This window comes from Roseibium sediminicola (assembly GCF_023156505.1).
GTDB classification, from domain to species: Bacteria; Pseudomonadota; Alphaproteobacteria; order Rhizobiales; family Stappiaceae; genus Roseibium; species Roseibium sediminicola.
This window is the reverse complement of the sequence record NZ_JALNMJ010000030.1, coordinates 1-13,239: the sequence shown is the minus strand read 5'-3', so window position 1 is coordinate 13,239 and position 13,239 is coordinate 1. Positions and strand designations below refer to the sequence as shown.

The 13,239-nt window shown below is 55.3% G+C and carries 10 protein-coding genes; 9 read left to right on the top strand and 1 reads right to left on the bottom strand.

Annotated elements, in window-relative coordinates; all coding sequences use genetic code 11:
• Positions 1–2: 2 nt before the first annotated feature.
• Positions 3–1,637, bottom strand: a complete 1,635-nt coding sequence (locus M0H32_RS26450) for an SMP-30/gluconolactonase/LRE family protein (RefSeq protein ID WP_248159498.1) — start codon at positions 1,635–1,637, stop codon at positions 3–5.
• Between the two features lie 107 nt (positions 1,638–1,744).
• Here M0H32_RS26450 and M0H32_RS26445 point away from each other — a divergent pair, with 107 nt between their 5' ends.
• From M0H32_RS26445 to M0H32_RS26405, 9 genes are all read left to right on the top strand, one after another.
• Positions 1,745–2,953 carry an enolase C-terminal domain-like protein gene (locus M0H32_RS26445; protein WP_248159496.1) on the top strand — a complete coding sequence of 403 codons (1,209 nt, stop codon included), beginning with the start codon at positions 1,745–1,747 and terminating at the stop codon, positions 2,951–2,953.
• Between the two features lie 13 nt (positions 2,954–2,966).
• Positions 2,967–3,848, top strand: coding sequence for an SDR family NAD(P)-dependent oxidoreductase (locus M0H32_RS26440; RefSeq protein ID WP_248159494.1), 882 nt, complete (start codon positions 2,967–2,969; stop codon positions 3,846–3,848).
• 23 nt (positions 3,849–3,871) lie between these two features.
• Positions 3,872–5,623, top strand: a complete 1,752-nt coding sequence (locus tag M0H32_RS26435; protein ID WP_248159493.1) for an ABC transporter substrate-binding protein — start codon at positions 3,872–3,874, stop codon at positions 5,621–5,623.
• 66 nt (positions 5,624–5,689) lie between these two features.
• Positions 5,690–6,694 carry an ABC transporter permease gene (locus tag M0H32_RS26430; RefSeq protein WP_248159492.1) on the top strand — a complete coding sequence of 335 codons (1,005 nt, stop codon included), beginning with the start codon at positions 5,690–5,692 and terminating at the stop codon, positions 6,692–6,694.
• A 10-nt stretch (positions 6,695–6,704) separates the two neighbouring features.
• Positions 6,705–7,598 (top strand): ABC transporter permease, encoded by an 894-nt coding sequence (locus M0H32_RS26425; protein WP_248159491.1) that lies wholly within the window; start codon positions 6,705–6,707, stop codon positions 7,596–7,598.
• Between the two features lie 2 nt (positions 7,599–7,600).
• Complete coding sequence (locus M0H32_RS26420) at positions 7,601–9,346, top strand: ABC transporter ATP-binding protein (RefSeq protein WP_248159490.1); 1,746 nt, start codon at positions 7,601–7,603, stop codon at positions 9,344–9,346.
• Entirely contained in the window at positions 9,229–10,818 is a 1,590-nt protein-coding gene (locus tag M0H32_RS26415) for a sulfatase family protein (RefSeq protein ID WP_345779381.1), read from the top strand. Before M0H32_RS26420 ends, M0H32_RS26415 begins: the two co-directional genes overlap by 118 nt.
• Positions 10,815–11,723 (top strand): dihydrodipicolinate synthase family protein, encoded by a 909-nt coding sequence (locus tag M0H32_RS26410; RefSeq protein ID WP_248159488.1) that lies wholly within the window; start codon positions 10,815–10,817, stop codon positions 11,721–11,723. Before M0H32_RS26415 ends, M0H32_RS26410 begins: the two co-directional genes overlap by 4 nt.
• A gap of 412 nt (positions 11,724–12,135) precedes the next feature.
• Positions 12,136–12,840 carry a GGDEF domain-containing protein gene (locus tag M0H32_RS26405; protein ID WP_248159487.1) on the top strand — a complete coding sequence of 235 codons (705 nt, stop codon included), beginning with the start codon at positions 12,136–12,138 and terminating at the stop codon, positions 12,838–12,840.
• The last annotated feature ends 399 nt before the right edge of the window (positions 12,841–13,239 follow it).

The following is a 13,239-nucleotide window of genomic DNA, read 5'->3' as shown; positions in this document are numbered from 1 at the left end:
GCTTACAAACCAAAACGCACAGCTGGCATGCCGATGACTTCGGTTTCAATACGGATTAGGTTGCCGGCCTGTGGCGCAATACTCGAGTAACCTGCCGGCATGCGCAGATAGGTCGATGTCACGTAAAGGGTTTTTAACTCGGGACCACCAAACGTGAGTGCTGTTGGCATAGGGACCGGTAGATCGATCTTGCGATCCAAAGTACCATCAGGCGAATAGCGGTTGACCGACCATCCGCCATACATCGAGGCCCAGACAAAGCCCTCGGTATCGACTGCGATACCGTTCGGAAGACCAGTTTCCGGTGACCCCTGCACGAGAATGTTTCTATTGCCGAGTGTACCATTTTCCAGAAGCGGATACTTGCAGAGCGCGCCACTTTTGCCGTCGGACAGGTAAAGCCATTTTCCATCGGGAGACAGGGCCGGATTCTTGGGCAATCCGGCATTTTCAAGCATCACATCGACGGACAGATCCGCACTGATCCGGTAGAGGCTGCCAGTTCCCGTGGCGTTGTCGAGCGGCATGGTGCCAACCCACAGATTGCCGTCCCGGTCGAGGCCCGCCGAGTTGAAGCGGTTGTCCGGTTTGTCTTCTTCCGGATCGAACAGCAGTGTAACCTGTCCGCTCTTGGGGTCGAGCAGCTGGATGCCTTGCCGTCCTGCAAGTAAAAGGCGCCCACTTTCAGTCAAGCTTAGCCCACCCGTCAGGTCCTCAAGTAAAATCCGGTTTGGCTGAAACGTGCCATCGTCGAGCCAGCGTAACGCAGGCGCTAAGATGTCCAGCCACCAAAGTCTATTTTCAACCGGACACCAGATCGGGTTTTCTCCCATGAAGTCGCGCCCGGTATTGAGAACCTGGAGCTCAACTTCAATTTTCTCCGGCTTGGGGGGCAATTTGGCAGGGCTGTCAGTACACGAAACATTGCCGGATGCCCGCTGCGCAGCTTCCTTCACCAGTCGCCCGGTTTCATGAAGTTCCTCTGCTCGTTCCGGACTGGTCTCAAAATGACAGCAAAGTGCTGCAACGGGGTAGCCGCTGGAATCCACGATCGCTGAGGCGACCGACTGGGTATCATCCTTCGACAAGGCATAACCAAGCGCCTTCGCCTGGCCAAGAGCCGGTATAGCTTTGCCGCTGCGTTCTTGATGGGGAAGACGCGCGGCGATGGCCAACCCTGGTGCCGAAGTCGCCGCACGAATGCGCGGCCAGACCCTGACGACACGGGCATTGCCCGCATCAGGATCCTCGAAATAAAGCACGAAGACGAATTCCCCGTCCTGCACATAGAGGCAACATGGCCGGTTGAGCAGGCGCGACAAGCGGCTGATTTCCGGCTTAGCGGCGCGGATGACCGAAGACTGGTCGATTGTCCGGCGAGCCAGGTCGAACACTTTCGACCCGAGCGCATAGCGTTTGCCGTGCTCTTCAAACCGCACCAGCTCCCGGCTCTGCAATGCGGCCAGCAACCGGTGCAGCGACCCTTTTGGAATGTCGAGTGCCTTCTGCAATTCCGCGAACCGCATCGGGGCCGGTGCGGCGCCGATGGTCATCAGAACGTCGAGGCCGCGCACAAGCGCTTGTGCGCCGGGGACCTCCGGGGCGGTTTTTTCGGGAAGTGAATCTGTCTGCGTCATAGCGTGAAACTATTTTCATTCGCTCGCCTGTTCAAGTTCTAAAATTGATACATATTGACAATCACTATTAAAAATGTTCCGTATTATGGAACTAATTTCGATAGAGGGTGGAAGAAGTGAGTTTTTTGGAAACTCATAGGCGGTTTGAAGTAACGGCGGTGGAGGCCTACCAGGCCCCTATCTCCGCAAAAACCACCTGGATTTTGCTGCGCCTAAGCTTTGCCTCCGGCGTCAGCGGCTGGGGAGAGGCAACCCTGTTCGGCTGCGAAGCGGACCTGGCCACTCTTGTCGCAAGGCTGCAGGCGAGCCTGAAGGTCGAGCCCGCCCGCGATCTTGCGGACCTAGTCAACCGCATCCTCCAGGCCGACATGTCAGGCGCCCGCGGCGTATTCGCCTCGTCGCTGGAACAGGCCTGGCTTGATGGGCTCGGTCGGTTGGCATCGGCGCCGGTCCACTGCTTATTAGGTGGAGCTGAGCGCGACCACGTGCCTTTTTACGCCAATATCAATCGCGGGATCGCAGACCGCTCGCCGACAGGGTTTGCCGAGCGCGCAGAGCGAATTTTGAAAGAGACAGGGGCGCAGGCACTCAAGATTGCCCCGTTCGACGGTCTTCGCTGGGACCGTACGCCTTTGAAAGAGCAGTCCAGGTTGATCGACTCGGGGCTGCAGCGCGTTGCCGCCGTTAAGGCGAAGCTCGGCGGCGGACAGCGGTTGATGGTCGATTGCCATGCCCGGTTCAGTCCGTTTCTGGCAGGACCGCTTTTCGGTGAACTGGGCGCCCTTGGGGTCTATTGGGTCGAGGAACCCTGCGCGATGATGCATTTGTCGGCGCGCGAGCAGAGAAGCCTGCGCCACACCGCCAATGCGGCTGGGTTGATGCTTGCAGGGGCTGAAACCGTAACGCGCCTGGAAGAGATGCAGGACGTGCTTTCCTGTGAAGGGCATGACGTGGTTCTGCCCGATCTCAGGATGACAGGAATTTCAGCCGGTATGGCCATGCTTCGCCTTGCTGCCTCGAAGCAAGTTTTTGCCAGTCTGCACAATCCGGTCGGACCGGTTCTCGATGCCGTCTCCACACAGGTCGCTTTGGCCGCCCCCTCGTTTCTCATCCTTGAGCGTCAGATCGGAGAGACCCCGAAGTTCGATGAAATCCGCAAGACAACGGTCAGCTGCGTCGATGGGGCGATCGAACTGCAAAGTGCGCCAGGGCTTGGTTTCGTCCCCGAGATTGCCGCCCTGGAAGACCTAAACGCCGCGCGATCGGACGGCGCGCTGAGTTTTTCGGGCATGGCAGGAGCCGGTCCCGATGCATAGGAGCGACAAAAACATGCAGGGAAAAGCAACGCAATGGGACTTCACCGGGCACCGCGTTCTTGTGACCGGCGGCAGCCGCGGAATTGCTGCGGAGCTTTCCTACCAGCTTGCAATGCATAGCGCGGACGTTGCGGTCAATTTCAGCGCCGCCGCCGATAGCCGCTTCGGCCGGGCGGAAGCGGCCCAGAGCCTGGTCAGCCGGATAAAGGCCGATGGCGGCCGCGCAACCTGCGTTGAACAGGACCTGATGCTTGAGGATGGAGGCACTCAGCTCGCCACAAAAACGCTCGACGCAATGGGCGCCATCGACACGCTGGTCCTGTCCGCATCCATTCAATACCATGTGCCTTTCCTGCTGCAGACGCCCAAGGATGTGTCTGAACAGCTCCGGATCAATCTTCAATCCAACATCGAATTGCTCCAGACCCTAATGCCGCACATGGCGCAGGCGGAATATGGGCGCATTCTGGCGATCGGCTCCATTCAGGAAGTTTCGCCTTCGCCGGAAATGCCGATCTACGCAATGACCAAAGCAGCCATGAAAAACCTGGTCGAGAACCTGGCCGTTCAGTCCGCCAGCCGGGGCATCATGATCAACAACATTGCTCCCGGCCTGATCCAGACAGACAGAAACGCGTTCCGCCGCAGCGACCCGTCCGACTGGGACCGTTTGCAAAGCACTGCCAATCCCGTGGGCCGCGCCGGACTGCCCGGTGATCTGACCTCTCTCGCCCTTCACCTGCTCAGTCCCGAAAACACGTTCACCACCGGCGCCACGATCTATTCGACAGGCGGCGGACATATCCCGGTCGGCACGGGGGGACATGCCGAGCTCGTTTTACCGAAATCAACAGAAGAGACAGCGAATCGAATGGAAGTTTCACCACAGGTCTAATCTAATCTCATGGGAGGAGAAACATGAGTATCTTGAGGAAATCCGGCCTGGCCGCCCTGGCTTTGGCAATGAGTGCCAGCGTCGCGCTGCCTGCCTGGGCGCTCGACAAGGTCGCGCGCGAAAAAACCCTGATCCTGATGCCGGACGACGGCGGCGCACCGCAATTCAGAAATCCCGGGCAGCTGAACCCCTATTTGCCCTCCAATCTGACATTCCGCTGGTCGGGCGCTCCGATCATGGAGCCGCTGTTCTACTACAATTCACTCGAAGACAGGATCATTCCCTGGGTCGCGGACAGCTTTAAGTACAATGACGATTTCACCGAAGTTACGGTGAAGCTGCGCGAAGGGGTGAAATGGTCAGATGGAGAGCCGTTGACGGCAAACGACATCGTTTTCACGTACAACATGCTTCTTGAAAACGGCAAAGGCCCTGGTGGCCTGATGCACTCCTCCGATGTTGCCGACAGGGTTGCTTCGGTCACGGTGACAGACCCCTTGACCGTGTCCATCAAGTTGACCCGACCAGACAGCCGCTATGCGTTCCGTCATCTCATCAATCATTTCGGCAAGGGTCTGTTCTGGCTGCCGGAACATGTCTGGGCCGATAAAGACCCGCTGACTTTTGCCAACTACGCCGAAGACGGCAATCTGCCGGTTGTCTCGGGCGCCTGGCAGGTCGTCAGATCTACACCTGAACAGATTATTCTGGATCGCCGAGACGACTGGTGGGGTGCGGAAACAGGATTTCGGGATCTGCCCGACGTTGAACGTGTCATCAGCATTCCCAAAACGGGCCACGACAGAGCGGCCCAGTTGGTTGTTTCCGGCGACGTCGACATGACAGGCGATCTGGTCTCGGCCGCACTCACCAAAAGCGTAGTTGAAAATGCTGAACATGTGACAACTTTCTCGGGTGACGTTCCGCCCTATGGCAATCTCGATTGGTGGCCGAATTCTCTCTACATGAACCACAAGACCGGAACTTGGGACGACGTCCGCCTCCGCCGCGCGTTGAACTACTACATCAATCAGGACCAGCTGGTTGAAATTGCCTATCTCGGCGCCAATCCGGTCAGCCGCACACCGTTCCCGGCTTTCGGGTCCATGGCTCCTTATATCGAGGACAGCATTGAACTCGCCGACAAATACGAGATCGGTGTGTTCGATCCCGCCAAGGGCGATGCGCTCATGGAAGAAATGGGCTACGTCAAAAACGATGACGATCTTTGGGAAAAAGACGGTAAAACCATCAACGTCTCCTTCCATGGCCTTGCCCTGTTCGAAGCTGTCGGCCCAATCATTGCCCAGCAACTTCGCTTTGGCGGCTTCGACGTCTGGTTCAAGACCAATACGGACAGCCGCGGCCTGATGGTGGAAGGCAAGACCGAGTTGTCGATCTTCGGTCACCGCGGCGGTGTCGCCGATCCTTATGACACTCTCGACCTTTATCACTGCAAGAATGCGGTCGAGATCGGCAAACCACTGTTGATCCTCGACCGTTGGTGTAATGAGGAATACTCCGCCATCGTCGACAAGATCGGCCTGATCGCGCCGGATGACCCGCAAATGCGCCCGCTCGTCAAAGAAGCGATGGAAATCTGGTACGAAAATGCCGTCGAGGTTCCGCTTAACCAATGGGTGCACCGGATCCCGTACAACACGACGTATTGGGACAACTTTCCGTCGACCGAGAACCCCTACATGCAGCCGGCCTTCTGGTTTGCTTCCGGGCAGTTCGGCTACGTGATGCATAATCTCGAAGCAAAACAATAAAGCTCGGCCCTCCGCTGGTCCACCTCCCTGGGCCGGCGGAGCACATGATCACCAACGGTGGCATCGATGTACCTGATCTATCTGACTAAACGGCTGATAATGCTGTTTCTTGTCGTGGTGACCGCCGCGACATTGAATTTCTTCATTCCGCGTCTCAGCGACAAGAACCCGGTTCTGGAGAAAATCACTGAAATGTCCGAAAGCTCGGCGCCGGGCAGCGTCAACATGCAAGAGCTTCTGGTGATATTCAACGAGCGCTTCGGTCTCGATAAGCCACTGATGCAGCAGTATTTCGACTATCTCGGCGATATGCTGACACTCGATCTGAACTATTCCATCACCAGTTATCCGACCCGTGTCGCGGACATGATCCTGGGTGCTCTGCCCTGGACGCTCGGGCTGATGGTGACCGCGACCCTGATTGCATTCCTTCTCGGATCCGTCCTCGGTGCGCTCACTGTCTGGCGCAAGGACATGCGCCTGCTGCAGTTCTTCGTGCCCGTCGTGATGGTGTTTTCAGCGATCCCGTTCTATCTGATCGGTCTGATCCTGATCTACTTCCTGGCCTATAAGGGCGGGTATTTTCCTATTGGCGGCGGCTATTCTCTCACCGCCTTTCCCGCCTGGGACTGGGACTTCATCTCGGATGTCCTTTACCACTCGATCCTGCCCGGTGCGTCGATCGTGGTCGCCTCCATCGGCATCTGGGCGCTCGGCATGCGCGGCATGATGGTGACCGTGCAGGGTGAGGATTACATGAATTTCGCCGAGGCAAAGGGTCTGAAAAACCGGCGCATGTTTCTGCGCTATGCCGTGCGCAACGCCATCCTGCCGCAGGTGACCCAGCTCGCGCTCTTCATGGGACAGCTTGTGACCGGGGCCATCCTTGTCGAAATCGTCTTCGGTTATCCCGGCATGGGCAGCCTGCTTCTGCAGGCAGTCGACTATCTCGACTACTACACGATCTACGGCATCGTTTTCGTTCTGATCCTGGCCGTCGCCCTGTCGATGCTGATCCTGGATCTCTTCTACCCGCTTCTTGATCCGCGCACCCGTTCGCACCGCGCGTGAGGACCATCAAATGACGTTGGCAGCCATGGTTTCAACCGAACGACAACCGAAGAAGCTGGAGTATCTGAAAGGATATCTGGCCCGCAATCCATCGCTGGCGATCGGGATCTTCATGGTCGGGTTTCTGATCCTGTTTTCCCTTCTGGGCAGTTTTTTCGTCGACGAACGCATGGCGCAGCCGCTCTCGGCACTTCCCTCGCAACCGCCGGGCCTGAACCTGCTGTTCGGGTCCGACACGCAGGGCCGGAACCTGTTTGCCGTGCTTGTTTACGGGACCTGGCTCACGGTCAGGCTTGGGTTGATCGCAGGTGCAATCGGTATTCTCATTGGCGGCAGCCTTGGCTTTATCTCTGCCTATTTCGGCGGCTGGACGGACCGGATCATCAATTTCTCGACGGATGTTCTTCTCACTGTTCCGGCGCTCCTGATCCTGGTGATCATTGCATCGGCATTTAAGGACGGTATGACCCCGACAATGATGGCCCTCATCATCGCGGCCCTGGCCTGGCGGCGGCCAGCCCGGCAGATCCGGGCGCAGGTGCTGGTCATGCGCAATGCCGGCTACGTCGACACAGCCCGCATTTCGGGTGCCGGGCCCTTCGAAATCATCTTCTTCGAGCTGGTCCCGAACCTTATGCCCTACCTAGTCGCCTCTTTTGTGACCGCCGTTTCGGCAGCTGTTCTTGCCTCCATCGGGCTGGAGGCCATGGGGCTTGGTCCGCAAAACGCACCGACGCTTGGAATGAGCATCTATTACATGATGAACTTTTCCGCCTTTCTTCTGAAAATGTGGTGGTGGATCATTCCGCCGATTGCCGCGCTGATCATCCTATTTGTCGGCCTCTACCTCATCAATACCGGCCTCGACGAACTGGCCAATCCACGGCTGCGCAGGAGGGCATGACCATGCTGACTATCAAGGACTTGTGTGTCGACTTTCCGGTCATAGCCGGCGTTGTTCATGCCGTTGCCGATGTCGATATCTCGCTCAAGGCCGGAAAACGTGTAGGGTTTGTCGGCGAAAGCGGCTCGGGCAAAACCACGACCGCGCTTGCGGTCATGCGCATGATCAAGAAACCCGGCCATGTCTCAAAAGGCGAGATCCGGCTGGGCGACACAGACATTCTTTCCCTTTCGCCGGAAGAGATGCGCCAGACCCGGCTGTGCTGGATCAGCTATATCCCGCAAGGAGCCATGAATTCTCTCAACCCGGTGATGCGCATCGAGCAACAGATTTGGGACGGCATTGTAGATCACGAGGGCACATTTCCGATACGGGAGTTGCGGCGGCGCTCAGACGACGCCATTGCCGGGGTCGGCCTCCCGGCCCGCGTGGGGCGAATGTTTCCACACGAACTTTCCGGCGGCATGAAACAGCGTGCCTGTATCGCCATCGCAACTGCCTTGAAACCCGAACTGATCATCGCGGACGAGCCAACTTCGGCCCTTGACGTGATCACCCAGCGCCAGGTCATGGAAACTCTCGAAAAAGCGCAGGAAGCAATCGGTTCCGCGCTCATCCTGATCGGTCACGACATGGGGCTTATGGCCCAGTGCGTCGACAAATTGATGGTGATGAAAGACGGCAGAATCGTCGAACGCGGTGCGATCCGGGATATTTTCACGAAGCCGGAACATCCTTACACGCGCCAGCTGATATCGTCCGTACCCTCCATTGGCGGCGAGAGTTTTTTGCCCAAACTTTCCGCGGAACCGGTCGCGGGTCGGCGGAGTGGGGACGCGCCGCTCCTGGAGTTCGACGGCGTTTCAAAGGTCTATGGCGGCGGCTTTTTGTCCAAAAAAGGCAACACCGCGCTCTATCCTCTAAGTTTTGCCCTCGACGGCAGGAAGCCAAAGATCATTTCCATCGTCGGTCAGTCGGGGTCGGGAAAATCGACCTTGGGCGGGCTGATGCTCGGCTTTAGCCGGCCTACCACAGGCGAAGTAATGTTCGAAGGGCGGAACATTGCAACGCTTGGCCGGGCGGCAACAAAATCCCTGAGAAAGGACATCCAGGCCGTCTTTCAGGATCCCTACGGTGCCTTCAATCCCTACTACCGGGTTGAACGGGCTCTATCTCTGCCGTTGAAGCGGTTCGGCATTTCAAGTGACGCGGCCGATGTCCGTACTCGTTGCGCGGAGGCCTGCAGGGGAGTGGGGCTCGATCCATCGAAGATTTTCGGACGTTTCCCGCACGAGCTCTCCGGTGGCCAACGCCAGCGCCTGATGGTTGCAAGGGCGCTGATGCTGTCGCCCAAGCTCCTGATCGCCGACGAACCGGTCAGTATGGTCGATGCCAGCCTCAGGGCGTCGATCCTCAAGAACCTATACGACCTCAAGGACAAGCATGGCATATCGATCGTTTACATCACACATGATTTGGCGACGGCCTACCACGTCAGCGACTATGTAATTGTCCTGCATGAGGGACATGTTGCCGAGGCCGGCCCGCCGAAGGACGTGATCGGCAACCCACAGCACCCCTACACGCGGCTGCTCGTCAATTCAATTCCCTGGCCGGATGTCGACAGGCAATGGGGGACTTCCGCCTCCGCGAAAGAAGAGATCGAGGCCTTGATGAAGGAGGCAAAGGGTCATCCTCCGGTGGACCGCGGCTCGGTACCGGGTTTCGAGCTTGCGATGGCCTCATGAACTCTCGGCAAGACACAAGACCAAACATTCTCTTTTTCATGCCCGATCAGCTCCGGTCTGATTTCCTTGGCTGCTACGGTGCGGGTTTTGCCCGAACGCCCCATATCGATGCCCTGGCGGCGCGCGGTACACTTTACGACAGATGCCTTTCGCCGGCGCCGATCTGCGTGCCCGCCCGTGCGAGCCTTTTGACAGGTACGACGTCACTCGAGAACGGAATACTAAACAACGGCGCCTGGCTGCGTCCTGACCGCAGGGAATGCGGACTTCACAGCTGGCCCGAATTGTTATCGGAAGCAGGCTACCGTACCTATGCGGTCGGCAAGATGCATTTTTACCCGTGGGATGCTTCAGAAGGGTTCCAAGTAAGATCTATCTCCGAGGACAAGCGGCAGATCGGAATCCTGGACGACTATGCGCAGTTTCTCGCGAGCCGTGGGAAGCACAAACAGCATGCGCGCGAATTTGCTGGCTACCACGAAAATGGCGGTGCCTGTCTCTCCCCCCTGAAACCAGACGAACAGGTCGATCTGTGGTGCGCCGACCGGGCAATATCCATATTGGAGCAGCATGACGGTTCGCAGCCCTTCGCAATGATGATCGGCTTCCCATCTCCCCATTGTCCCTATGATCCACCTCCCGAAATCGCCGATCTCTTCGATCCCGCCGACATGCCGCCGCCTCTTCCCGAAACGCGGGAAAGCGAAGCCCTTAGGCCCTGGTTGATCGCCAATATGAAAAACCCATGGGCGGATATCGACTATTCGGTCTTCACCGACGACCAGAAGGCGAAGGTCAGAGCGCATTATTCGGCGCTCATCCATATCGTCGATAAGGCCGTCGGCCGGGTGATCGCTACCTTGGAAAGGATGGGGCTGCACAAAAACACGATTGTGGTCTTTTCTTCAGATCACGGCGATTTCGTCGGCGACTATTCGTTGGTTTGCAAGAACTTTTTCATGGATCCCTCGATCCGTGTTCCGATGATCGTAGCCGGGCCCGGTGTGCCATTTGAAATACGTTACGACACGGTCGCTTTGAGCGATCTTTACCCGACATTCTTGGAACTGGCGGGCGTTTCACCGCGCGAAAACTGCAGTTTCACAAGCCTTTTGCGGCCACCGCGGGAGGAGCCACGCACAATCTGTGGGGCGACGCATCGCGGCTTCATGATTGAAAAGGGCAGGAAAAAGCTCGCCCGCTATGTCGGCGGCGTTGTTACGCTCCATGACATGGAGGCGGACCCGGGCGAGCAACTCAATCTCGCCGACGATCCCGGCTGGCATTTTACGCGCCAGGAATTGGATGCGTTTCTTACTGAATGGCAAGTCCAAGAGAGTATTAAGGGTCATAGCGAGAAAGCAATCGTCTATTCAGCGGAAAGTAAACCTGAACTGGGAAACGAACCCGGCATACTGGGTCCAGGCTGGCGTCGGCCCTATCCTTTTTCGTCAGAGACCACACGATCATGAGACCAGATGAGATTGGTGGCGTTTTGCCGGTACTTTATTCTTTTTTCGATGACGGTGGAAATCTCCGGCTCGACGGATTTCGGCATCAGTGCGAACACTGCCTGGCAAACGGGGCTAATGGCGTCGTTCTTTTCGGATTTGTGACGCAATTCTACAGGCTGAGCTTTGCTGAAAAAGTAGCCGCGTTGCGGGAAACAGCTAGGAGCTTAGAGGGCAGGGGGACGCTCGGCGTCACAATCATGGAAGCGTCGGTCGCAGGGCAAATGGAATTAATCAGGGTAGCACGAGACGAGGGTGCTGACTGGGTAATCCTTCAACCGCCGCTCGGCCCGCCTGCGCGAGCCCCAGATTGGATGGAGATGCTTAAACCACTAATTGATGAAGCAGGAATCCCGGTTGCAGTTCAGAATGCATTGATCGCAGGTACTTGTCTTTCCAACGGCGACCTGATTACTCTGCAAACCGAATGCCCGAACCTTATGGGGGTTAAGGCAGAAACTTCCAGCGAAGATGTCGCTGCCTTCGCTCGAAACTGTCGTGATCGCTTTCGCATTCTCACAGGCAATTGGGGTGTCGAATATCCATTCTTCCTGCGGTCAGGGGTTCATGGTGTCATTCCGGCCCCTAATTTTGTCAAAGAACAGGTCGCCTTGCACAAGGCGGCAATCAGAGAAGATTGGGAAAAAGTTGACCAAATTCACGCTCAGATTTTGCCACTGATGCAATTTATCAGGGAACGACCTGCTCCGGAGGAGCAAATCATCCTAGGGAAGCAGGCGTACAGCTGGAGGACAAGTTACACCGTTGGAACGAACCGAAAACCAGGACCAGCGTCCATTAATAGCCACATTTTGGCCCATGCGCACAATCTGCTTGGTGCAATGATGCGTCAAAGTGTCGAATGATAGCGGTGAACTTATTGATGGCAAATATTGAATAAATTAGAAAATACTAAAAACATAACTAACTCTATTTTACTTCTTGTTAAAATATTTTGCAAAAATATGAAATTTTTAAATTAATCGGCATTGTATCGCAATAAATATTTAATTATTTGAGAAATAAATATCTTAAGCAATAAAACTTCTTTGCTTTTTATTGTCAAATGCTCGATTGAAAAATCATAGAATATGATTTTTTTCGAGAAATTTTAATTCAAATACATGATACTTTTACAGGAAAAACTTTTACACTGAATAATCCTACCATGTATTTTAATGCATCGAAAATTTTTAATTTACTCTAAATAGATCGCGAGAACTGAAATATTTGCATGGAAGCTGTTGATAGAACGAGTAAAATACGTGGAGGCTGTCTATGACAATAAAAAACAGCTTTGAGAGGTTACTATTCGTCTTCGTAACGACGCTTGTCTCGGTAACAGCCTCGCTATTACTGTCTTGGGCAGCTTCAGCAAACGGTCTAGATAGGGCTACACTTATTCCAGCAGTCGGAGTTCCGCTCATGGTAGCGCCTACTGTGTCTTTCTGGATTGCAACAATGATGTTGCGTATTCAAGACCTAAATCGCCAGCTTTTGTTCTTGGCTCGTCATGACGATATGACTGCTTTGTTGACCCGTAGAGCATTCTTCGAGGAATTTGGCACGACTGGTACGAGTAAGGCTGGGTCAATAATTGTCGCCGACATAGACAGATTTAAGGCGATAAATGACACTTATGGACACAAAATTGGAGACAGAGTAATTCGCGAAGTCGCGAATATACTGAAGGACAAAGGTAAATCAGACGGCATTTCTGCAAGGTTTGGTGGCGAAGAATTTGTTTCGTTCTATCCCGACGAATGCCTTCAACATGCGGCAATTCGTGCTGAAGCAATTCGGTCCGCTGTTGAAAACCAATCCATTCAAGTTTCAGGAAAAGAGCTCGGCATCACGCTGTCTATTGGTGTGGATTTCTTCGATGGAACCCGTCCCCTTGACGAGGTCTTGCATGCCGCTGATCAAGCTCTTTACGAAGCAAAAAAGACAGGTCGAAACAAGGTAGTAAGCAATTCTGCGTGATAGCCGTGTAAGTATTTGAAACTTTGTTTTGCACGCTAACAATTATTTACTTTTTGTGTAGCGCGCAGGCTAAATCTCCAAAGGAAAGCATGTACTGAAACAATATTGAGCCGACGTCACCGCTTGTAGGGCAGGTTACTCAGCTTTGGTTTTGGATGGCGTTTGTTCCTACATCTTCTGTTTTATGGGCAGGCCGTCCTTGAAGGCCCGTGCCTGCGTCGGGGTTCTACCGATCATGATGCGGCCTTGATGCAGGTGCCTGGTATTGTACTGGACAGTAACCACCCGGTTGCTACCGCCTGCCTGAATTGAGCCCTTTATTGTAAGAGACGTGCATAACGACGTCGTTTGCGACGTGTCTTATGCGGGGTTGTCGATGCGTGGTGAAATTCTTGGGCT